Here is a 20846-nt window from a genome sequence, read left to right as displayed (position 1 = left end):
CCGCTGCTCCCACTTGCAGCTTGCAGCTCAAAGATGCGTACGGAGTACGTTCCATGATCGATCGGCTGGTGGCCCGCATATTGGGCCTGGAAGTCCGCCTGTTGGCCTGTCAGGCCCGCTTGAATGCCCACACCGACAGCGAAGCGCTGCATGACCTGCGGACCACGGTACGCCGTTTGCGCAGCCTGCTTCGTCCGCTGCGTGGGTTGCCCGGTGTCGAACAACTGGAAACGGCGGCTTCGGCGGTGGGCACCCTGACCACGCCCCTGCGCGACCGGGAGGTGTTGGCGGCTTACCTTGAACAACATGGCTTGGCCGAGGCGGCGCGGCGACGTCAGATACAAATGGCCGATGCCTATCCCGCCGTGGCCGCGAGTGTTGAACTGGCCCAGTTGCTGATGATGCTCGATGCCTTCCCGCGCTTCGTTCGCGCCGCCCAGCGTGAGGGGCTGCTGAAGGGCTTGCGCAAACGCATCGAAAAGCGCCTGGACAAACAGTGGAAGAAACTCGGCGAAGCCCTGCGAGATCCCGCCCATGACCGCCATCGGTTGCGCCTGCTGATCAAGCGCGTGCGCTACGCCATCGAAGCTTACCCTGAGCTCGACCGCCTGCCCGAAGCCGCCATGCCACGGCTCAAGTCCGCCCAGGGCGCGCTGGGCGACTGGCACGATTGCTGGCAATGGCTGGCCAGGGCCAAGGAAGAAACCGATCTGCAGGCTTGCGTGCCCACCTGGCACGCCACGATGGAAAAGGCCGAGGCCAAGTCCGACAAGGTGCTCGACAAGCTGATTGCCAGTTGCTTCGAAAAATCCTGAATCCACCCCATTTCCCCTTGTGGGAGCGAGCAAGCTCGCTCCCACAGTGGGGTGGGGCTGGATTCGAGATCCTCGGCTTTTCTGTCAGCCTCTTTGGCCGGAATGAGCCCTGTGCCGCCCTGCCTGGGCTGGTTAAGATGCCGTCATCCTTTTCCCCCCGTTTTCGAGGTCGTCATGCGCTTTTCCGAGTTGATCGATGCCGTGCGCCGGCAGCCAGGTGCGGTGACCATCGCGCCGGAGTGGGGCCAGGGCCGGGCCACTTTTGGCGGGTTGGTGGCGGCGCTGCAATATGAGGCGATGCGTGCCCAAGTGCCGGCGGATCGCCCGGTGCGTTCCCTGGCGATTACCTTCGTCGGCCCGGTCGAGCCCGACGTGCCGGTCAGTTTCGAAGTCGACGTGTTGCGAGAAGGCAAGGCGGTAAGCCAAGTGTCGGGGCGCGCGGTGCAGAACGGTCAGGTGGTGACCGTGGTGCAAGGCAGCTTTGGGGCCTCGCGCTCGTCCGTGGTGGCGGTGCTGGCCGATCCCGCACCGGAATTCAAGAGCGTGGAGCAATCCCAGGAGTTGCCTTACATCAAGGGCATGACCCCGGAGTTCATGCGGCACCTGGCGATGCGCTGGAGCGTTGGCGGCGTGCCATTCAGCGGCAATAAATCCCGGAGCATGGGCGGTTGGGTGCGCTTGCGCGGCGATGTGCAGGAGGAACCGCTGAACGAAAGCCATATCCTGGCCTTGGTGGACGCCTGGCCCCCGGCGTTGTTGTCTCACCTCTCGCAAATGGCCCCGGGCAGCACGCTCACGTGGACCATCGAGTTCGTCCAGCCGCTGCTGGACCTCACGACACTGGACTGGTGTAAATACCTGGCCGAGATCGAACATGCCCAGGACGGCTACGGCCATGTTGCCGCGAAGTTCTGGAGCGCCGATGGCCGCTTGATCGCCCTGAGCCGGCAGACGGTAACGATCTTTGGGTGAGGCCGCTTCGGCTAAGGTTTACGGTGGTGACGGTGGCGATCACGCCAGGCGCGCCACCAGCCACCGCTGAGAAAGAACCGCGGAAAAGTCAGGAACTGCTCCACCAACAGGCGTGACACGGCATCCTTGCGATCGCTGAACGGCTCGGAGGCCTGGGCCTCCAGGCTGTGTCCGTGACGCTGCAGGCCGAGTGCCGCGAGCAGGCCGATGACGCCGATGGCGATGTCCCCCAGGCTCAAGCTGAACACGCCCGTCACAATCAGCAGAAACGCGATGATGAACAGCGGCACGGCAATCAGGTGCAACACCAGGTTGGTGGGGTGGCGATGATTGTCGGGGTAGGCGCGCCATTGCCAGGCTGGAAGATTGGGGTGACGTTTGCCCATAATGCTATTCCCTCGATTCGTGTGCACTTATGCTTGAAGAATAGGTGCCTGTCAGGGCGACTGCGAATCGAGGTTGGTTATCGAGGCGATAGCGTTTCAAAGGTTACATTTGAGTTGACTGTACTGGCCTCTTCGCGAGCGAGCTCGCTCCCACATGCGGTCTGTCGGGCTCACAAACTTTTGTGTCCGACTCGCTCCCATGTGGGAGCGAGCTTGCTCGCGAAGGCGTCCTCACAGTTTGAGCTGCCCGATCGCCTTGCTCAACTCGCCCGCCAACGTTGCCAATTCATCGCTGGTGGTGGCTGAATCGACGGTTTGGCGCACGGTGTTTTCGGTCACGTCGCGAATGCTCACCACCGCCCGGTTCATTTCCTCGGCGACGTGGCTTTGTTGCTCGGCCGCGACCGCGATCTGGGTGTTGCTCTCGCGCATTTGGGCCACCGCTGCGGTGATCTGTGCCAGCGCGTCGCCGGCCTCGCGGGCCTGTTGCACGCAATCGTCGGCCTTGAGCGAACTCTCCTGCATGAAGTCCACCGCATCCCGGGTGCCGGCTTGCAGGGCCGCGACCATGAGGGTGATTTCATCCGTGGAGGCCTGTACCCGCTTGGCCAGGTTGCGCACCTCGTCGGCCACCACGGCAAAACCTCGGCCCATTTCCCCGGCCCGCGCCGCTTCGATGGCCGCGTTCAGGGCCAGCAGATTGGTTTGCTCGGCGATGCTGTGGATCACATTGACCACGCCGTTGATCTTCTGACTGTCTTCGGCCAGGCGCTGGATCATTTCGGCAGTCTGCTGCACCCCCGACGACAATCCGGTGATCGACAGTTGCACCCGACCAACCACTTCGTGACCGTTGCCGGCCAGGGTGTCGGCGGTTTTCGACAGGTCGCGGGTGGCGCCGGCGTGCTGGGCGATGTGATAAACCGTGGCGGACATTTCGTTGATCGCCGTGGCTGCCTGATCGGTTTCGCTTTGCTGGCCGAGCATGCCGTGGCGAACATCGTTCATGCTCGACGCCAGGCGCGCCGCACCACTGTCCAACTGCCGGGCAGTGCTGGCGACGGTGTCGACCACCCGTTGATAGCCGGCCTGCATGGCGTTGAACGCCGCCGCCATCTGGCCCACTTCGTCCTCGCAGGCCAGCGGCACGCGGGCGGACAGGTCGCCGGTTTTTTCCACATGCAGCATCACGTCTTTGAGCGTGTTGAGCTGGCTGAGCAAAAAGCGGATCAACAGCTGCGACGCGCCCAACATTGCCAGCATCAGCACGAACACGGCCATGGCGTATTGGCTGAAGCGTTCACCGAACACTTGGCTCAGGCTTACACCTCGGGCCAACACCGCGAGTGACTGTCCGTCATCTCGACGGATCACTTGGGCACCCAGCAACGGATCGTCGCCAAGCAGCGGCCCGGCATCGAGTTCGACCCAGCCATCGGCCTGAGCCAGCGAAGGCAACGGTCGTTCGTTGAACACCGGAACCTGGTCGCGCCGGAAGGCCAAGAGATCGTCAGCCCTGGGCAAGGGTTGCCCGGCAGGCCAGGCATTGAGCACCTGTGCTTGGGCCTGGGCGTTTGCCTGGGCTGCATGGTTGCGCGCTTGCTGTTCGAGGTGCACCGCGTAGAGCACCAGCAGCAAGGTGGTGATAAAGGCGACCGCATTGACCGCCCAGAATTTGTATTTCAACGAGATATTGCTAAGCCAGGCACCCATGGAAGGTTTTCTCTGATAGCGGAAACAGCATTGGCAAGGTGCCATTATTCTGCCGCTATTCAGGTGCCGGGGTTTTGATGTGGGTCAACAGACAACAGAGTCCCAGGGTTTTATGTGGCCCAACAGACAATGAAGTCCTCTTGTGGGAGCGAGCTTGCTCGCGATAGCGGTGTGTCAGTCAGCCAATCAGCAAGCTGGTGCGCCACTATCGCGAGCAAGCTCGCTCCCACAGGGATTTGCAGGGTTCAGGAGATCGTGGGCAACCCAAAGAACGCCCGGGCGCAGGCGCTGCTATGGGCTGCCAGGTCTTCCTGGGTTTCGCCCCGGTGCAAGGCCACTTCACGCAGGACTTCCGTCAGGTAGGCCGGCTCGTTGCGCCCGTTCTTGGGTTTGGGCCGTAGCGTGCGGGGTAGCAGGTAGGGCGCGTCGCTTTCGAGCATCAGTCGGCCGCGGGGTATTTCGCGCACCAATGGGTGCAGGTGCGTGCCCCGGCGTTCGTCGCAGATCCAGCCAGTGATACCAATGTGCAGGTCGAGATCGAGGTAGTTGAACAATGCCTTTTTTTCCCCGGTGAAACAGTGCACCACAGCCGCCGGCAATTGATCGCGAAACTCCCGGAGGATGTCCAGCAAGCGCTGGTCGGCGTCGCGCTCATGCAGGAAGACCGGTAATTGCAGCTGGACCGCCAGGGCGAGGTGTTCCTCCAGGACCTTTTCCTGCTGGGGGCGGGGCGAGAAGTCTCGGTTGAAATCCAGCCCGCATTCACCCACCGCGCGCACGCGGCTGTGCATCAGCAGGTCCTTGAGGTGCCGGGCGCTATCGGCGGTCCACTCGCTGGCGCTGTGGGGGTGAATGCCAGCGGTGGAAAACAGTCGTTCCCCGGTCTCGTCGAGGTGTTGGCACAACTCCAGGGCCTGTTCGCTGCCCTCGATGCTGGTGCCGGTCAGGACCAGTTGGCAGACCCCGGATGCATAGGCACGCTCGAGCACCGCCTGGTGTTTTTCGGTGAAACTGGGGTTGGTCAGGTTGACGCCGATATCGATGAGTTGCATGGTGCTACCTCGGCCCAAAGGCCGGAAAGCATATCAGAGCTGTAGATTTATAAGAAAAGCCAAGAACTACAATGAGTTGAGGCTGTCTGTTAAGGCCGCGAGACACATAGGGTTGGTATAAAAGCCATCACTGTGCCAGTCTTCCGCACTTTTTCAGCGTCCCAGGCGCTCTGTTTCTGTCGACTCAGCCTCGTTTTTCACGGAGGCGGTCCGCAGTGTTCCTTCCGGAGAGTGGATGACACGTCCCCAGGTATGGTTACTGTTGTGTTGTTCGCTGCTGTTGCCGATACCGGCCGAAGCACGGCTGCCCGGGCCGGTGCAGGCGGCGGCGCCGGGCACGGTGCGCGACCTGGCGCAGATCCGCAGCAGCCGTGTGTTGAAGGTTTTGGTCAACCAGAGCCGCAACAGCTCCGGTGAAGTCCAGGGGCAACCCATTGGCGTCGAATACCATCGGCTGCGGGCCTTCGAGCAATACCTCAACGGCCACGCCCGGGACGGCCAGGAAATTACCCTCAAGATCATTCCCAAGGCCAAGGACCAACTGCTCGGTGCCTTGCAGCGCGGGGAGGGCGACCTCGTCGCGCCGGGTGAGCTGCTTGAGCCTCAGGCCGGCCATGCCGTCAGCGCCAGCAATCCGATCCGTACCGACGTGCCTTTGCTGTTGGTGGGCATCAAGGGAGAGAAGCGTTACACGCGGGTGGAGCAACTTTCCGGCAAGACCCTGGCCCTGCCCAACGGCAGTGCGGCGGGGGATGCCGTGAGCCAGATCAATCAGAAACTGGCGCTGCTCAAGCTGCCGCCGGTGAAGATCGAATGGGTCGATCCTACCCTGGCTGTGGAAGATGTCCTGGAGATGGTCCAGGGCGGGATTTTCCATCTGACCATCGTCGAGCAACCCATTGCCGAGCGCTGGAGCAAGATCCTGCCCAAACTGCGCTTCGACCGCCAGGTGTTGATCGGCGAGCCGGGTGACGAGTATTGGTTCGTTCGCCGTGACGCCGACATGCTGCGGGCGAGCATCGACCGATTCCTGATGACCTACAAGGTGCCCTCCAACCAGGACGCGGCGTTCCTGCGCATCTACCGACGTTTGTACCAGGTCCACTATCCGCTGGCCCGGGCCAACCGCCAACGCTTGGAAAACCTGCGTCCGGTGTTGCAAAAACATGCCGATGCCCAGGGCATGGACTGGCTCAACCTGGCGGCCCTGGCTTTCAAGGAATCCGCCCTGCAACCCAATGCCCGCAGCGGTGCAGGCCCCACCGGCCTGATGCAGATCACCCCGGCGGCAGCCCAGCGGGTAGGGGTCGATAACATCCAGAACCTGGATGCCAACGTGCAGGCCGGCGCCAAGTACCTGGCCCTCATCCGCCGCAAGTTCTTTGCCAGCCCCAAGCTCAACGAGCGCGAACGCATGGCCTTCGTCCTGGCGGCCTACAACATGGGGCCCGAGCGCGTCCAAGGCATGCGAGCCGAGGCCCGGCGGCGGGGTCTGAACCCCAACCAATGGTTTTTCCAGGTCGAACGCATTGCCATGGAGCAGGTAGGAATGGGCGCCGTCAGCTATGTTAATAGTGTGAATAAGTACTACCTGGCGTTTGATCGTGAACGGGAGTCCTTGGAACCGAAGGAGCAAAAGGTTGCATTGCGTAAGTGATCGAATAAACTGATTGGTATTACGGATTTTTTCCGCTTTTAGCATGAATTTTATTGATTAATATAGCGGCCACTTTCTACTTACTCCCAAGGAATGACCTCATGAGCACTCTCATCAACAAAGTTCTGTTCACCCGCGCCGGCTATGGCTTGACTGTCCTGCGCATCGCCGTCGGTGTCATATTTGCCGCCCACGGCTCGCAGAAACTCTTTGGCCTGTTCGGTGGCTACGGCCTGGCAGGCACGGCGCAGTGGATGGAAAGCATCGGTCTGACCCCGGGCTATATGATGGCGACACTGGCGGGCGGTACGGAGTTTTTCGCCGGGCTGGCGCTGATCGTAGGTCTGCTGGTGCGTCCTGCGGCACTGGGCCTGGCCTTCCTGTCGCTGGTGGCGATTTTCGCCGTGCACATCGGTAACGGCTTGTTCATGGCCAACAACGGTTATGAGTTCGCCCTGGCATTGCTGGCGGGCAGTATGGCCGTGCTGATCGAAGGAGCGGGCAAGCTGTCGGTCGATCGCGCCATCGCGGGTTGAGTGCACGGTTGGAACCCAAGGCCCGTCTTGTACGGGCCTTTTTTATGGGGAGTGATTCTTGACACTGGCCGGTCAGCTTCTCTAGGATGCCGCTCATGCGCCGATTTAAACAGCTACTTGCGGGGCGCCAGGTGACTCTCCCGTTGCCGATAGAAGCCGGAAAGACACGGCTTCGAAATACCGCTAAAGCGCTGGTTCGGTGTTGCCTCTCACCTGCCATGCAGACTTTCGAGGCAGAGACACGACACGATGAACGCACCCAGTCCCCTTGTACGTCTTGCGCCGATCACGGCGAACCTTGTGCAACGCAACCCGAAAATTCTCCTGGGCGGCACTCACCAGCCAACACTCTTGCGTTACCTCGACGGCTGGCCGCGTCGCAACCATGGGCCTGCCGCTTTCCTGATCCAGTTTGTCGAAGACGGTGAGTCACTGGCGCGTTTTGCCAATGACAGCTTTGACCTGGCTGTCATCCAGTCCCCTAGCGCAGCGCACGCTCCTGAAATGATCCGGCAACTGACCCGTGTCGCACGGCAGGGTTTGATCACGCGCCGTTGAGGTGAGGGTCACGGATACGCGATATCCACGATGTAGACCCGTTTCTCGCCTGTGGGCGTCTGGACGCTGACCTCGGCGTCCAGGGCCTTGCCGATCAGCGCCCGTGCCAACGGCGAGTCGATGCTGATCAGGTTCTGTTTCAGGTCCAACTCGTCCGGGCCGACGATGCGGTAGCGCGATTCCTTGCCGTCCTCATCTTCAACCGTGACCCAGGCGCCAAAATATACCTTGTTCGGATCGCTGGGTTTTTCACTGACCACTTTGAGCGCTTCGAGGCGCTTGGTGAGAAAGCGCACGCGACTGTCGATTTCCCGCAGCATTTTCTTGCCGTAGGTGTATTCGGCATTTTCCGAACGATCACCCTGGGCCGCTGCCTCGCTGACCGCCTGGGTCACCTGGGGACGGCGCACATGCCATAGCTCATGGAATTCAGCGCGCATCCGCGCTTCACCCTCGGGGGTGATCAGCGCGGTGCCGGCGGTGCGGGGTGGGCGATAACGGCTCATGGCAACTTCTTGTGATAGCGAAGCCGGGAGTCTATCAACCCTCGCGCAATACTGTCAGCGGGCTGGCGTTGAGTGCCCGACGGGTGCCGAACACCCCGGCCGCGCCGATCAACAAAGCCCCCAGCAGCGGCAATATCAACAGCCAGGGATGCGGATGCCAGGGCAGGTCGAAGGCGTAGCGGTAAAGCACCAGGCTTACCAGTTCCGAACCCAGGGCCGCCAGCAGGCCACTGACGGCGCCCAGCAGGCCGAACTCGATGCGCCGGGCTTTGACCAGCAGCGGCCGTTCGGCGCCCAGTGCGCGCAACAGCGCACCCTGGCGGATCCGTTCGTCGAGGGTCGCCTGCAGGCCGGAGAACAACACCGCCATTCCCGCCGCCAGCACGAACAGCAACACGTACTCCACGGCCAGGGTCACTTGGGCCAGGATGCTGCGCAGTTGTTCGAGCAGGGCCTCGACTTGCAGGATCGTCACCGCCGGAAAGGCCCGGGACAGGTCGACGATCTGTTGGTCGTGGCCCGGCGCCAGGTAGAAACTGGTGAGGTAGGTCGCCGGCAGGTCTTTCAATGTCCCGGGCTGGAAGATCATGAAGAAGTTGGGTTGGAAATTGTCCCAGTTGATTTCCCGCAGGCTGGTGACCTTGGCTTCCCGGTTGACGCCGCCCACGCTGAAGACCAGGCGGTCGCCCAACTTGATCTTGAGGTTCTCGGCCACTTTGCCTTCCACCGAAACCCCCGGAACGTCGTCCGCAGGTTGCTGGGACCACCAGGTCCCTGCCGTGACGACGTTGCCCGCCGGCAGGTCCGCGGCCCAGGTCAGGCTCAGGTCGCGCTGCAGCGCCCGGTCACCCGCCGAGTCCTTGGTGACGAACTCCGTGGCCGGTTCGCCATTGATGCTGATGAGGCGCCCGGGGACCACGGGGTAGAGCGGGGCCGATTGTGCGGACAATTCCAGCAGTTTGTCGGTGAAGGCCTGTTTGTCGTTGGGCAGGATGTTCAGGGCGAAGTAATTCGGCGCGTTTTTGGGCAACTGGTTTTGCCAGGTGTCCAGCAGTTCACCTCGCAGCAGCGCGATCAACGCCATGGACAACAGGATCAGGCCGAACGCCAAGGCCTGACCGGCGGCGGCCAAGGGATGGCGCAGCAATTGGCCGAGGCCCAGCCGCCAGGGCAGGGCGGCGCGGGCCAGCAGGCGACGCAGGCTCTGGAGCAGCAGCAACAACAAGCCGCCCAGCACCAGCGCGGCAACGACGCCACCGCCCAGCAGGGCGAAGGTCAGGACCAGGTCCAGGCTCAGGCGCCACATGATCAGGCCCAGGGCACCCAGTGCGGCACTGTAGATCACCCAGGAGCTGGAGGGGATCGGCAGCATGTCCCGGCGCAGCACGCGCAACGGTGGCACTCGCCCCAGCGCAGCCAGTGGCGGCAGGGCGAACCCCGCCAGTGCCACCAGCCCGGTGCCGATCCCGGCGATCGCCGGCAGCAGGCCGCCCGGTGGAACGGTGGTGGGCAGCAGGTCATGCAGCAGGGCGAACAGGCCCAGTTGGGCGAGCCAGCCGAGCAGGGCGCCGCTGATACTGGCGAGCAGGCCCAGCACCGTCAATTGCAGGCTGAACAGTGCCATGGTTTCCCGGCGTGAAAGGCCCAGGCAGCGCAGCAGTGCGCTGGCATCGAAGCGTCGGGTGGCAAAGCGGTTAGCCGAAAGCGCGACGGCGACTCCAGACAGCAACACCGCCACCAGGCTGGCCATGTTCAGGTAGCGCTCGGCCTTGCCCAGGGCGCCGCCGATCTGACGGTTGCCGTCGCGGGCATCCTGCAGGCGCTGGTTGGCTTCAAGGCCAGGCTTGACCAGGTCGCGGTAGGTTTGCAAGGCCGGTGCCGGACCGCGCCACAGGTCGCGATAGCTGACACGGCTGCCCGGTTGCACCACGCCGGTGGCTTCCAGGTCCTTGAGGTTGATCAGCACGCGCGGGGTGAGGCTGTAGAAGTTGCCGGCGCGATCCGGTTCATAGGTCAGCACTCGGGCCAACCGCAGGGTTTGGTTGCCAACGTCGATGCTGTCGCCGATCTTCAGGTCCAGTGCCGTCAGCAGCCGTGCCTCGACCCACGCCTCGCCAGGGTTCGGACGTCCGCCGGTTTCTTCCGGCGCGAACGGGGCGGGGCTGCTTTTCAGCTCGCCGCGCAATGGGTAGCGGTCATCGGCCGCCTTGACGCTGGACAGCTGGATGCCATTGTCGGTGGCCACGACACTGGAGAACTCCACCACCCGGGCGTGTTCCAGGCCCAGTTCAGTGCCGCTGCGGATCTGCTCCGGGCGGGCCGGCGAGCTGCCTTCGAGCAGCAGGTCGGCGCCGAGGAATTCGGTGGCGCGCATCATCATCGCGCCGTTGAGGCGGGCACCGAAGTAGCCGATGGCGGTACTCGCCGCCACCGCCACCAGCAGGGCGAAGAACAACACCCGCAACTCACCGGCGCGGGCATCGCGAAGCAATTGACGGACAGCGAGACTGAACAGGCGCAACAGCGGCAAGCGTGCCATCAAGGCTCCAGAGGGGCGACCATCTCGCCGGCTTCAAGTCGGATCAGGCGCCGGCAGCGATGGGCCAGGCGTTCATCATGGGTGACCAGCACCAGGGTCGTGCCGCGTTCCTTGTTCAGTTCGAACAGCAGGTCGCTGATGCGCTCGCCGGTGTGGCTGTCGAGATTGCCGGTGGGTTCGTCGGCAAACAACACGTCGGGCTCGGCGGCAAAGGCGCGGGCAATCGCCACCCGCTGCTGTTCGCCGCCGGAGAGCTGGCGCGGTGAATGGGTCAGGCGCTGGCCCAGGCCGACGCGCTGCAACAGTTGCGTGGCGCGTTCACGGGCATCCTTGCGGCCGTCCAGTTCCAGCGGCAGCATGACGTTTTCCAGTGCATTGAGGCTGTCGAGCAACTGGAACGACTGGAAAACGAAACCGACATGCTCGGCGCGGATCCGCGCACGCTGGTCTTCATCCAGTGCGCTGAGGGCTTGGCCGGCGAGTGTGACCTCGCCGCTGCTGGGCAGGTCGAGGCCGGCCAGCAGGCCCAAGAGGGTGGATTTGCCGGAGCCGGACGCGCCGACGATGGCGAGGCTGTCGCCTTTGTTCAGTTCCAGGCTGAGTTCGTGCAGGATGGTCAGTTCACCTTCCGCGCTGGCGACCACTTTGCTAAGGTCCGTCGCGGTGAGAATGCTTGAGCCCATGGAGAATCCGATGCGTGTGTGGTTTTTGAGTGCCGGCCTGGCCTTGATGTGCATGGTCCAGAACGCAGCGGCGGGTACAGTCCTGATCGTTGGCGATAGTATCAGCGCGGCTTTCGGCCTGGATACCCGGCAAGGTTGGGTAGCGTTGCTCGAACAACGGCTCAAAGCCGAGGGTTTTGACGATAAAGTGGTCAATGCCTCCATCAGTGGGGACACCAGCGCCGGAGGCCAGGCGCGGCTGCCGGCGCTGCTTGCAGCCCATAAACCGGACCTGGTGATCCTGGAACTGGGTGGCAACGACGGCTTGCGCGGGCAGCCGCCAACACAATTGCAACAAAACCTTGCAGCGATGATCGACAATTCCCGCGCAAGCGGTGCCAAGGTGTTGTTGCTGGGCATGCAACTGCCGCCCAATTACGGGCGCCGATACACCGATGCCTTCGCCCGGGTCTACAGCACCCTGGCCGAGGAGAAAAAAGTGCCACTGGTGCCGTTTTTCCTCAAGGACATCGGAGGTGTTCCCGGCATGATGCAAGGCGACGGATTGCACCCGTCCGTCGCGGCCCAGGGCAAGTTGCTGGAAAATGTCTGGCCTACGCTAAAACCGCTGCTCTGACGCTTTTCTACAGGCGGGCTTTCGGCTAATGTGGCGCCCCCGATTTGGAGCCCCCGATGCCGCGTCCCGCCTGGTCCCTGTTTGCCTACCAACTGATCGAGCCTGACGAGCAGTTGGATCTGTTCGCCTGCCAGGAAGTACGGGTGCATCTGGTGACCCGGCAACTGGAACTCGGTGGCTCGGCCGACCGCACCCTTTGCGGTAGCCTGCTGCCGGCCCAGCCGCGCTGGTCGAGCGTCGATCGCAAGATCTTCCAGGATCATCGCCTGTGCTCGCTGTGCCGGGCGATCCTGGAATCCCAGAAGCGCGGCACCTCGCCGATCTGGCCGGAGCTGCGGTTCGAGTTGTAATCCTCGGATTCCAGGCTGCCCTTGTGGGAGCGAGCTTGCTCGCGATGACGGCGGCACATTCAACATCGGTGCCGGCCGACCCACCGCTATCGCGAGCAAGCTCGCTCCCACAGGGGGGCTTGCAAAGTCCTCTAACCTGCTGCACATCGGACGCTCATTGCCGCTCTCCCCGAAATAACGGGTGGCAGTGTACAATCGCCGCTTTAATACCCCTTGTTCGATCTGCGAAGGATTTCCCGGATGTTGCCGCGCTTGCCTGCCGTCGCCCGCTGCCTGTCTCTTGCCGCCCTGTGTATGGCGGGCCCCGTTGCCGCACTCGAGCTGCCTCTGCCGCCACCGGGTGAAGACATCGTTGGCCAGGTGCAAGTCATCAAGGCCAAATACGAAGACACCTTCGCCGACCTGGGCACCACCTATGACCTGGGCTACAGCGAGATGGTCGCCGCCAACCCTGGGGTCGACCCCTGGTTGCCGGGCGCTGGCACCGAGATCGTGCTGCCCACTCGCTTCATCCTGCCGCCGGGCCCGCGCGAGGGCATCGTGATCAACCTGGCCGAGTACCGTCTCTACTATTTCCCCAAGGGGCGGAACGTGGTGTACACCTTCCCGCTGGGGATTGGCCGTGAGGGCTGGGGCTCGCCGATCGCCCACACCAGCATCATCGCCAAGACACCGAACCCGACCTGGACTCCGCCCGCGTCGATCAAGGCCGAACACGCTGCCGACGGCGACCCGTTGCCGAATGTCGTGCCCGCCGGCCCGGATAACCCGCTGGGCCCTTTCAAGTTCACCCTGGGCACCCCGGGCTACCTGATCCATGGTTCGAACAAGAAGTTCGGTATCGGCATGCGGACCAGCCACGGTTGCTTCCGGATGTTCAACAACAACGTACTGGAAATGGCCAGCATGGTGCCGGTGGGCACGTCGGTGCGGATCATCAACGACCCCTACAAGCTGGGCTTGAGCGGTGGCAAGGTGTACCTGGAGGCGCATACGCCACTGGACGACAAGGGCAACCCCTCGGTGGTGGACAAGCACACCGCAGTGATCAATGCGATGCTCAAGCGCGAAGACATCACCAGTAACCTGCGCATGAACTGGGACGTGGTGCGGGACGTGGTAGCGGCCGAAGATGGCCTGCCGGTGGAAATTGCCGTTCCCAATACCTCGGCGCCGATGGTCTCGAGCGCGCCGATCGACTTGCAGCAGTAAAACTCGACAGCAACCCGCCGACGCTTTGCGATGTCGGCGGGTTTTTTATCGCCTGCTAAAACACCAGACAATAAAAAGCCGACCCAAAAATGGGTCGGCTCGATAACAATCCCGAAGGACTATTACTTGCGGCTAGCTTTTTCCAGCATGCGCAGAGCACGCTCGTTAGCTTCGTCAGCAGTCTGTTGTGCTTTTTGAGCAGCAGCCAGAGCTTCATCAGCTTTACGGTAAGCTTCGTCTGCACGAGCCTGGGAGCGAGCTGCTGCGTCTTCGGTAGCAGTCAGACGTGCTTCGGTTTCTTTCGATGCGCTGCTGCAACCGGTAGCCAGAACTGCGGCCAGGGCCAGAGCAGAGAATTTCAGAACGTTGTTCATCGTGTTCCCCTTCAAGGACTTTCTATTAGTGACTGTCTCCTCAGACTGAGGAGTTAGCCGGCGTATATACTACCCATTACTTGTAGTAAGTAAACTGACGTAGCGCAAGAAGCAAAAAAATTGTAGGCGGTGATTCTTTTTCGAGCAACTTTTCCAGGAGCTGTTGAAGAAATATGCAGCTTCAGGCCTTGTCTGGAGCGCGTCGACGAAGAAAAGTTCCGTTCAGGGATGAACTCTTGCAGCCTGCGCTAACGTCGTTGTTTATTGATTCGTCTAAACTTTTGTTCATTTTTTGTGCAGCGACTCAGGCATCTTTATTGGTATTGGCGGTGACTTTAACTACGCACGCTCGTCTCAAGACTCAACAACTGGCGATGTTCAGCTATTGCACCGTGACCGACTACCGCTCGACGATGGCGCTCAATCGATAAACCCGACCAGGTTTACCTCTTCGTTGACAGGCGTGCCTTGAGCATTTGCGTCATTGGTGCCTACTATTCACGACGTGCTCGGGTTTGAGCGGATCGGTTTCGGCGCTCGGTGACCAGGAAGGCACGGGGTGGCGTAGATGTTCCTTCGCCGGAAAAACATCGGTAAGGTAGGGGTCGGCATTCAGACCCGCGAGGAGTAGTGATGAGCGAGGCGGTTACCATCCACCATGACCAGGCTGGTCATCAGTTCGAGACCAATGTGGACGGTCATCGTGCCTATCTGACCTATATGGACCTGGGCAAGCAGACCTTGGATATCTATCGCACCTTCGTGCCCAACGCCTTGCGCGGCCGGGGCATCGCGGCAGCGCTGACCGAAAGGGCGCTGCAGTACGCTGAAGAGATGGGCTACACGGTGATCCCGTCCTGCTCCTACGTGGAGCGTTACATGGAGCGTCACCAGCGGCATGCGGCGAAGCTCTGAGAAAACGGATTCCCCATAAAAAAACGCCGGACTGAAAAGTCCGGCGTTTTTTTATGCCTTAAAGATCGCAGGCTTCGCCAGCTCCTACATCCCCACCCAAATATGTGTAGGAGAGCTGTGTAGGAGCTGTCGAGTGAAACGAGGCTGCGATCCTCTTAACTACGCTGCCGCTTCGGCAGCACGTCCTTGAGTTTGGCGTGCATGCTGCGCAGGGTGTTCTCGGTCGCGCTCCAGTCGATGCAGGCATCGGTGATGGAGACGCCGTACTGCAAGTCGGCGAGGTCTTTCGGGATTGCCTGGCAGCCCCAGTTCAAGTGGCTTTCGACCATCAGGCCGATAATCGACTGGTTGCCTTCCAGGATCTGGTTGGCCACGTTCTCCATCACCAACGGTTGCAGTGCCGGGTCCTTGTTGGAGTTGGCGTGGCTGCAATCGACCATGATGTTTGGCTTGATCCCGGCTTTGTTCAGCGCCTGCTCACACAGCGCGACGCTGACCGAATCGTAGTTCGGCTTGCCGTTGCCACCGCGCAGCACCACATGACCGTAGGCGTTGCCCTTGGTGGTGACGATCGACACGCCACCTTCCTGGTTGATGCCCAGGAAACGGTGCGGGCTGGAAACCGACTGCAAGGCGTTGATCGCCACGGTGAGACCGCCGTCGGTGCCGTTCTTGAAGCCCACCGCCGACGACAGGCCGGAGGCCATTTCGCGGTGGGTCTGGGATTCGGTGGTGCGCGCGCCGATGGCCGACCAGCTGATCAGGTCCTGCAAGTACTGCGGCGAGATCGGGTCCAGGGCTTCGGTGGCGGTGGGCAGGCCCATTTCCGCCAGGTCCAGCAGCAACTGGCGACCGATGTGCAGGCCGTCCTGGATCTTGAAGGAGTCATCCAGGTACGGGTCGTTGATCAGGCCTTTCCAGCCGACGGTGGTCCGCGGTTTCTCGAAATACACGCGCATGACCAGGTACAAGGTGTCGGAGACTTCCGCCGCCAGCACTTTCAGGCGCTCGGCGTATTCGTGGGCAGCCTTGATGTCATGGATCGAGCAGGGGCCGATGACCACGAACAGGCGATGGTCGGTGCCGTCCAGGATGTTGCGAATGACCTCCCGGCCCTTGGTCACGGTGCGCAGGGCAGCGTCGCTCAGGGGGATATCGCGCTTGAGCTGGTCAGGCGTGATGAGGGTCTCGTTGGAGGCGACGTTAAGGTCATTGATCGGTAAATCAGCCATCGTGTTACTCGTCAGGTCACGGGTGCCGGCCGCCAGCGATCCCCGCGCGGCGGTGCACAGCGGATTTTAAGCGCGTCGGGGAGCCGAACCTTATCGCGTTACGAGGTGGCTCGACAATGGGCAGGGACGGGTTTAATGCCCTATAGGCTGGGGAAAAGGCCTTGGCGAGGCTCTGCAACAGATTCGTGAGCGGATGTAATGAAGATTGCATGCCATGCTGCTCGCGCCGATAGTGTGCAGGGGCTTTTACCAGGGGAGTTGCAACGATGCAGGCAGGGGTTAAACCGCGGATCGGGATGATCGGCACCGGGGCGATTGGCGGGTTTTATGGCGTGATGCTGGCGCGTGCCGGTTTTGATGTGCACTTTCTACTGCGCAGCGCGTTTGCTGCCGTGGCTGAAGCCGGTTTGCGAATCGACAGCGCGGTCCATGGCGCGCTGGCCCTCGATCCTGTCCAGGCCTATCGTTCGGCAGCCGATATGCCGCCCTGTGACTGGCTGCTGGTCGGCGCCAAGACCACCAGCAATGCCGACCTGGCGCCGGCCATTGCCCAGGCTGCCGCTGACGGGGCAAAAGTCCTGTTGCTGCAGAACGGCCTGGACGTAGAGGACGATCTTCGACCGTTGTTGCCCGATTCGCTGCATCTGCTGGGTGGCCTGTGCCTGATCTGCGTGCATCGCATCGGTCCTGGCGTCATCGCCCACCAGGCACTTGGCGCGGTCAACGTCGGTTATCACAGCGGTCCCTGTGCCGATCAGGCGCAACGCATGGCGATCGTCGAAGAGGCGGCGACGTTGTTCCGCAGCGCCGGTATCGAGGCCCAGGCCATGCCTGGCTTGCAACAGGCCCGCTGGCAGAAGCTGGTGTGGAATGTGCCATACAACGGTCTTTCGGTTTTGTTGGGCGCCAGTACCACGCCGTTGATGGCCAACGATCATAGCCGCGAATTGATCCAGGCGCTGATGGCTGAGGTGGTCCGCGGTGCGCAGGCCTGCGGGCATCACATCGCACCGGGTTATGCCGAGTATCTGTTCATGATGACCGAGAAGATGCCCGATTACTGGCCGAGCATGTACCACGATTATTCCCACAAGCGAGCGCTGGAACTGGACGCGATCTACGGCCGGCCATTGGCGGCGGCGAAAGCGGCCGGGTGTGAGCTGCCGAAAATCGAAGCTTTGTATCAGGCGTTGGCGTTCATGGATCGCTGTAACCGCTGAGCGGGACGAAAGGGGAGTGGCATGGCAAACAACATCGACGACAAACTGGTGCTGGCGATTTCGTCGCGGGCGTTGTTCGACCTTAGGGAAAGCCACAAGGTGTACCTGTCGAGTGGCGTCGAGGCCTATCGGCAATACCAGATCGAGCATGAAGACGAAGTCCTGGCACCCGGTGACGCGTTCGCCCTCGTGCAGAAACTGCTGGACCTCAACGAACACCTGGGGCGTGCCCGGGTCGAGGTGATCCTGGTGTCGCGCAACAGTGCCGACACCGGCCTTAGGGTGTTCAACTCGATCCATCATTATGGGCTGGCGATTTCGCGCGCGGCCTTCGTTGGCGGCCGCAGTCCTTACCCGTACCTCAAGGCATTCGGCTGCGACCTGTTCTTGTCCACCCACGCTGAAGACGTGCGCAGCGCCCTGGACGCCGGATTTGCCGCGGCGACCATCCTGTCGGGTGGGGCCAGTCGCGCCGCCAGCGCAGAACTGCGCATTGCCTTCGACGGCGATGCCGTGCTGTTTTCCGATGAGTCGGAGCGTGTCTATCAGGCCGATGGTCTGGAAGCTTTCCAGGCCAGCGAGCGGCAGGCTGCCCGTGAGCCGCTGCGAGGCGGGCCCTTCAAGGGCTTCCTGGCGGCGCTCAACGCGCTGCAGCGCGAGTTCCCCGAGGATGCCTGCCCCATCCGCACGGCCTTGGTGACCGCCCGTTCGGCACCGGCCCATGAGCGGGTCATCCGGACTTTGCGTGAGTGGGATATCCGTTTGGACGAGTCGCTGTTTCTCGGCGGCCTGACCAAATCGGCTTTCCTGGAGGCCTTTGCCGCCGATGTGTTTTTCGATGACCAGACCGGCCACTGCGAATTGGCCCGGGAGGTGGTCGCCACCGGTCACGTGCCCCATGGCATCAGTAACGAAATAAAGCCCTGACTGCCTCTGAGTTGGGGCGCCAGGCCGCACGTCGCAGTCTCCAAGGCGCTGCTAAGCTGAATCAATCTCCGCCATTCTGGCACGTGAGGAGGTCACATGATTCGTTCGATGCTGTACGCCACAGACCTGGGCCTTTATGCCCCTTATGTGATGCAGCATGCCTTGGCGCTGGCACGGACGTTTGAAGCCGAGTTGTATGTGGTGCATGCGGTGGAACCGATGGGGCTGTTCGCCGAATCGGTGTTGCAAAGCTATCTCGATGAGCAGGCGCTGAACGAATTCCATCGCCAAGGTCTGAATACGGTGATGGCCAATATCGAACAGCGGGTGCTCGACAGTTTCCGTGAGGAATTGGGGGAGGGGCAACAGGACTTGAAACTGATCAGGTCGGTCAGGGTGTACCAGGGCGATCCTTCCCAGGTCATTCTGGAACAGGCTGCGAAACTCTCCGTTGATTTGCTGATCGTAGGCAGTCATTGCCAAGGGGCGAACGGTGAAACCCCCTTGGGCAGGACCGCCGCCCGGGTATTGCAGTTATCCCGGGTACCGGTCTACCTGGTTCCGCTGGTCCAGCGTCGACGTCAGGGCGAGGCTTGAGGCTAAATGATGGCGTTTTATAAAAAGTTCTAGATTTATTGTCGTAACCTTCCATATAGTTATATACCGTCGCTGATGCCCGTGGCGTCCAACTGCTTTGAGGGATACATATGAAGCTTCAACAACTGCGCTACATCTGGGAAGTGGCGCACCACGACCTCAACGTTTCCGCTACTGCCCAAAGCCTCTACACGTCGCAACCCGGCATCAGCAAGCAGATCCGCCTGTTGGAAGACGAACTGGGCGTCGAAGTCTTCGCCCGCAGTGGCAAGCACCTGACCCGCGTGACCCCGGCCGGTGAGCGCATCATCACCACGGCCGGCGAGATCCTGCGCAAGGTCGAAAGCATCAAGCAGATTGCCCAGGAATTCTCCAACGAGAAAAAAGGCACCTTGTCGATCGCCACCACCCACACCCAGGCCCGCTATGCGCTGCCGCCGGTGATCAGCAACTTCATCAAGCAATACCCCGACGTGGCGCTGCACATGCACCAAGGGTCGCCGATGCAGATCGCCGAGATGGCTGCCGACGGCACGGTGGATTTCGCCATTGCCACCGAGGCCCTGGAGCTGTTCGGGGACCTGGTGATGATGCCGTGCTACCGCTGGAATCGCTGCGTGGTCGTGCCCCAGGGCCATCCGCTGACCAAGCTGCCGAAGCTGACCCTCGAAGCCCTGGCCGAATACCCAATCGTCACCTACGTATTCGGTTTCACCGGTCGTTCCAAGCTCGACGAAGCCTTCAGTCATCGTGGCCTGACACCGAAAGTGGTGTTCACCGCCGCCGACGCCGACGTGATCAAGACTTACGTCCGCCTGGGCCTGGGCGTGGGCATCGTCGCGAAGATGGCCGTCGATACCAAGCTCGACAGTGACCTGGTGGTGCTGGATGCCAGCGAATTGTTCGAATCCAGCGTGACCAAGATCGGTTTCCGTCGTGGCACTTTCCTGCGCGGTTTCATGTGCGATTTCATCGAGAAATTCGCGCCGCACCTGACCCGGGAAGTGATGGCCAAGGCTATCCAGTGCCACAACAAGCAGGAACTCGAAGAGTTGTTCGACGGCGTCGAACTGCCGGTGCACTAAAAACCGTTACCTGCCTAGATCGCCTCGGTGACAGTGAACTGTTGCCGGGCGCCGGCGACCACGATCTCCACCTCATCCCCTTCGAACTTGCCCAGCAGGCCTCGGCCCAGCGGTGAGCGAGGGGTGATGACGGTGATCGGCTGACCTACCAGCGAAACCTTCAAGCCTGCCGCATCCGGCCCGAGGAAGAGCCATTGCTGGCGGCCGTGCTCATCTTCCAGTCCGATCAATGTGCCGACCTGAATGCCGCGCTGCTCGTCGTAAGGCCTCAACGTCAGGTTTTGACAAAGGGTGAGCGCCTGGCGGATTTCTTCCACGCGCCTGGCTTGTCCGGCGGCGAGGTAGGACGCCTCAAGGCCCAGGGTGTCGTATTTGTTCTCGGCGATGTTTTCTTCGTGGGTCGCGGTTTCGTAGGCGGTTTGCGCGGCGCGTTCGGCGATATCGAGATCAATCTCGAGCTTGTCGAGAATCAACTGGTGGACGGTCTGTTTGTTCATGTCATTCGCAGAATTGCAGCACGTTGGCGCGGCTTTTTTCACTGGGCGCATTCTGGTCCTGTTGCAGCCAGAACTGGCACTTGGGGTTGGACAGGTTGCGAGGATTGCTGCGGGCCTGATCAAGCGCCTGACGCTGCTCGTTCCTCTGCAGGTTCTGCTGATACTGCTCGAACATCGGCGTGGGCGGCTCGGGGGCCGGTTGCACTGCCGGTGGTTGCGCCAGTTGATGGACGGCGGCGGCCACCGGTGCCAGTTGTTCGTTGAACAGGAATCTGGACAGTAGCCAGCCCGTCAACACGATGGCCAGGAACCCCAGCCACAGGCCCAGGGCGATGCTGAAGGTCAATTGCACAGCCGTAAGGCGCGAGGGTGTCGAGTGATCGGGCATGGCTGCTTCCTGGCAG

At 61.7% G+C, this 20846-nt stretch carries 23 protein-coding genes; 13 read left to right on the top strand and 10 right to left on the bottom strand.

The genetic code is table 11. From position 1 onward, the window contains the following. Positions 1 to 53: 53 nt before the first annotated feature. Both BLO80_RS04990 and BLO80_RS04985 read left to right on the top strand, forming a co-directional pair. Entirely contained in the window at positions 54 to 815 is a 762-nt protein-coding gene (locus BLO80_RS04990) for a CHAD domain-containing protein (RefSeq protein ID WP_092197651.1), read from the top strand. 174 nt (positions 816 to 989) lie between these two features. After that, positions 990 to 1787 carry an acyl-CoA thioesterase gene (locus tag BLO80_RS04985; protein WP_092327119.1) on the top strand — a complete coding sequence of 266 codons (798 nt, stop codon included), beginning with the start codon at positions 990 to 992 and terminating at the stop codon, positions 1785 to 1787. Positions 1788 to 1798: 11 nt separating this feature from the next. On the opposite strand, the gene BLO80_RS04980 is transcribed toward BLO80_RS04985, so the two are convergent. The 3 genes from BLO80_RS04980 to BLO80_RS04970 all read right to left on the bottom strand — a co-directional run bounded on the left by BLO80_RS04980 (position 1799) and on the right by BLO80_RS04970 (position 4938). Continuing rightward, positions 1799 to 2173, bottom strand: a complete 375-nt coding sequence (locus BLO80_RS04980; RefSeq protein ID WP_072408369.1) for a terminase — start codon at positions 2171 to 2173, stop codon at positions 1799 to 1801. Positions 2174 to 2404: 231 nt separating this feature from the next. Then, positions 2405 to 3886 (bottom strand): methyl-accepting chemotaxis protein, encoded by a 1482-nt coding sequence (locus BLO80_RS04975; protein WP_092327118.1) that lies wholly within the window; start codon positions 3884 to 3886, stop codon positions 2405 to 2407. Between the two features lie 245 nt (positions 3887 to 4131). Next, positions 4132 to 4938 (bottom strand): TatD family hydrolase, encoded by an 807-nt coding sequence (locus BLO80_RS04970; RefSeq protein WP_092327116.1) that lies wholly within the window; start codon positions 4936 to 4938, stop codon positions 4132 to 4134. Positions 4939 to 5173: 235 nt separating this feature from the next. Here BLO80_RS04970 and BLO80_RS04965 point away from each other — a divergent pair, with 235 nt between their 5' ends. From BLO80_RS04965 to BLO80_RS04955, 3 genes are all read left to right on the top strand, one after another. Beyond that, complete coding sequence (locus tag BLO80_RS04965; RefSeq protein WP_092327115.1) at positions 5174 to 6595, top strand: MltF family protein; 1422 nt, start codon at positions 5174 to 5176, stop codon at positions 6593 to 6595. A 101-nt stretch (positions 6596 to 6696) separates the two neighbouring features. Next, on the top strand, positions 6697 to 7131 hold the full coding sequence (locus BLO80_RS04960) for a DoxX family protein (RefSeq protein ID WP_092327113.1): 435 nt from the start codon (positions 6697 to 6699) through the stop codon (positions 7129 to 7131). Positions 7132 to 7380: 249 nt separating this feature from the next. Beyond that, complete coding sequence (locus BLO80_RS04955) at positions 7381 to 7689, top strand: hypothetical protein (RefSeq protein WP_092197641.1); 309 nt, start codon at positions 7381 to 7383, stop codon at positions 7687 to 7689. An 8-nt stretch (positions 7690 to 7697) separates the two neighbouring features. Here BLO80_RS04955 and greB read toward each other — a convergent pair whose 3' ends face one another. The 3 genes from greB to BLO80_RS04940 are packed head-to-tail and all read right to left on the bottom strand — an operon-like array spanning position 7698 to position 11417. Then, positions 7698 to 8195, bottom strand: a complete 498-nt coding sequence (gene greB / locus BLO80_RS04950) for a transcription elongation factor GreB (RefSeq protein ID WP_003199337.1) — start codon at positions 8193 to 8195, stop codon at positions 7698 to 7700. Positions 8196 to 8229: 34 nt separating this feature from the next. Further along, positions 8230 to 10734, bottom strand: coding sequence for an ABC transporter permease (locus BLO80_RS04945; protein WP_092327112.1), 2505 nt, complete (start codon positions 10732 to 10734; stop codon positions 8230 to 8232). Further along, a complete protein-coding gene (locus BLO80_RS04940; protein ID WP_060738553.1) occupies positions 10734 to 11417 on the bottom strand; it encodes an ABC transporter ATP-binding protein in 684 nt (227 codons plus the stop codon). The genes BLO80_RS04945 and BLO80_RS04940 overlap by 1 nt, the downstream gene beginning before the upstream one ends. Before the next feature lie 10 nt (positions 11418 to 11427). Here BLO80_RS04940 and BLO80_RS04935 point away from each other — a divergent pair, with 10 nt between their 5' ends. The 3 genes from BLO80_RS04935 to BLO80_RS04925 all read left to right on the top strand — a co-directional run bounded on the left by BLO80_RS04935 (position 11428) and on the right by BLO80_RS04925 (position 13595). Next, complete coding sequence (locus BLO80_RS04935) at positions 11428 to 12033, top strand: arylesterase (RefSeq protein ID WP_072408353.1); 606 nt, start codon at positions 11428 to 11430, stop codon at positions 12031 to 12033. Between the two features lie 56 nt (positions 12034 to 12089). Then, positions 12090 to 12383: a hypothetical protein gene (locus BLO80_RS04930; protein WP_003199347.1), complete on the top strand. Its 294-nt coding sequence runs from the start codon at positions 12090 to 12092 to the stop codon at positions 12381 to 12383. Between the two features lie 240 nt (positions 12384 to 12623). Further along, positions 12624 to 13595, top strand: a complete 972-nt coding sequence (locus BLO80_RS04925; RefSeq protein WP_092197634.1) for a L,D-transpeptidase family protein — start codon at positions 12624 to 12626, stop codon at positions 13593 to 13595. A gap of 122 nt (positions 13596 to 13717) precedes the next feature. Here the strand turns inward: BLO80_RS04925 and oprI are convergent, their stop codons facing one another. Continuing rightward, on the bottom strand, positions 13718 to 13969 hold the full coding sequence (gene oprI / locus BLO80_RS04920; protein ID WP_003183784.1) for an outer membrane lipoprotei OprI: 252 nt from the start codon (positions 13967 to 13969) through the stop codon (positions 13718 to 13720). 633 nt (positions 13970 to 14602) lie between these two features. On the opposite strand from oprI, the gene BLO80_RS04910 reads away from it, so the two are divergent. Then, complete coding sequence (locus BLO80_RS04910) at positions 14603 to 14884, top strand: GNAT family N-acetyltransferase (protein WP_053120470.1); 282 nt, start codon at positions 14603 to 14605, stop codon at positions 14882 to 14884. A 155-nt stretch (positions 14885 to 15039) separates the two neighbouring features. Here the strand turns inward: BLO80_RS04910 and BLO80_RS04905 are convergent, their stop codons facing one another. Then, complete coding sequence (locus BLO80_RS04905; RefSeq protein WP_092197632.1) at positions 15040 to 16116, bottom strand: 3-deoxy-7-phosphoheptulonate synthase; 1077 nt, start codon at positions 16114 to 16116, stop codon at positions 15040 to 15042. A 266-nt stretch (positions 16117 to 16382) separates the two neighbouring features. Here BLO80_RS04905 and BLO80_RS04900 point away from each other — a divergent pair, with 266 nt between their 5' ends. From BLO80_RS04900 to cysB, 4 genes are all read left to right on the top strand, one after another. After that, a complete protein-coding gene (locus BLO80_RS04900) occupies positions 16383 to 17336 on the top strand; it encodes a putative 2-dehydropantoate 2-reductase (protein WP_092327109.1) in 954 nt (317 codons plus the stop codon). 21 nt (positions 17337 to 17357) lie between these two features. Next, positions 17358 to 18263 (top strand): 5'-nucleotidase, encoded by a 906-nt coding sequence (locus BLO80_RS04895; RefSeq protein ID WP_092327107.1) that lies wholly within the window; start codon positions 17358 to 17360, stop codon positions 18261 to 18263. Between the two features lie 96 nt (positions 18264 to 18359). Beyond that, on the top strand, positions 18360 to 18860 hold the full coding sequence (locus BLO80_RS04890) for a universal stress protein (RefSeq protein WP_060738547.1): 501 nt from the start codon (positions 18360 to 18362) through the stop codon (positions 18858 to 18860). Positions 18861 to 18970: 110 nt separating this feature from the next. Next, a complete protein-coding gene (gene cysB / locus BLO80_RS04885; protein ID WP_003199376.1) occupies positions 18971 to 19945 on the top strand; it encodes an HTH-type transcriptional regulator CysB in 975 nt (324 codons plus the stop codon). A gap of 14 nt (positions 19946 to 19959) precedes the next feature. Here the strand turns inward: cysB and BLO80_RS04880 are convergent, their stop codons facing one another. Together BLO80_RS04880 and BLO80_RS04875 are read right to left on the bottom strand one after the other, a co-directional pair. After that, the gene (locus BLO80_RS04880) at positions 19960 to 20442 is read right to left on the bottom strand and encodes a GreA/GreB family elongation factor (RefSeq protein ID WP_092176946.1); all 483 of its coding nucleotides are present in this window, start codon (positions 20440 to 20442) and stop codon (positions 19960 to 19962) included. A 1-nt stretch (position 20443) separates the two neighbouring features. Beyond that, positions 20444 to 20830, bottom strand: a complete 387-nt coding sequence (locus BLO80_RS04875) for a hypothetical protein (protein WP_092327105.1) — start codon at positions 20828 to 20830, stop codon at positions 20444 to 20446. Positions 20831 to 20846: the final 16 nt, after the last annotated feature.

This window comes from Pseudomonas sp. NFACC56-3 (assembly GCF_900100025.1).
Lineage (GTDB): Bacteria > Pseudomonadota > Gammaproteobacteria > Pseudomonadales > Pseudomonadaceae > Aquipseudomonas > Aquipseudomonas fluorescens_AA.
This window is presented reverse-complemented; position numbering and strand designations above follow the sequence as displayed.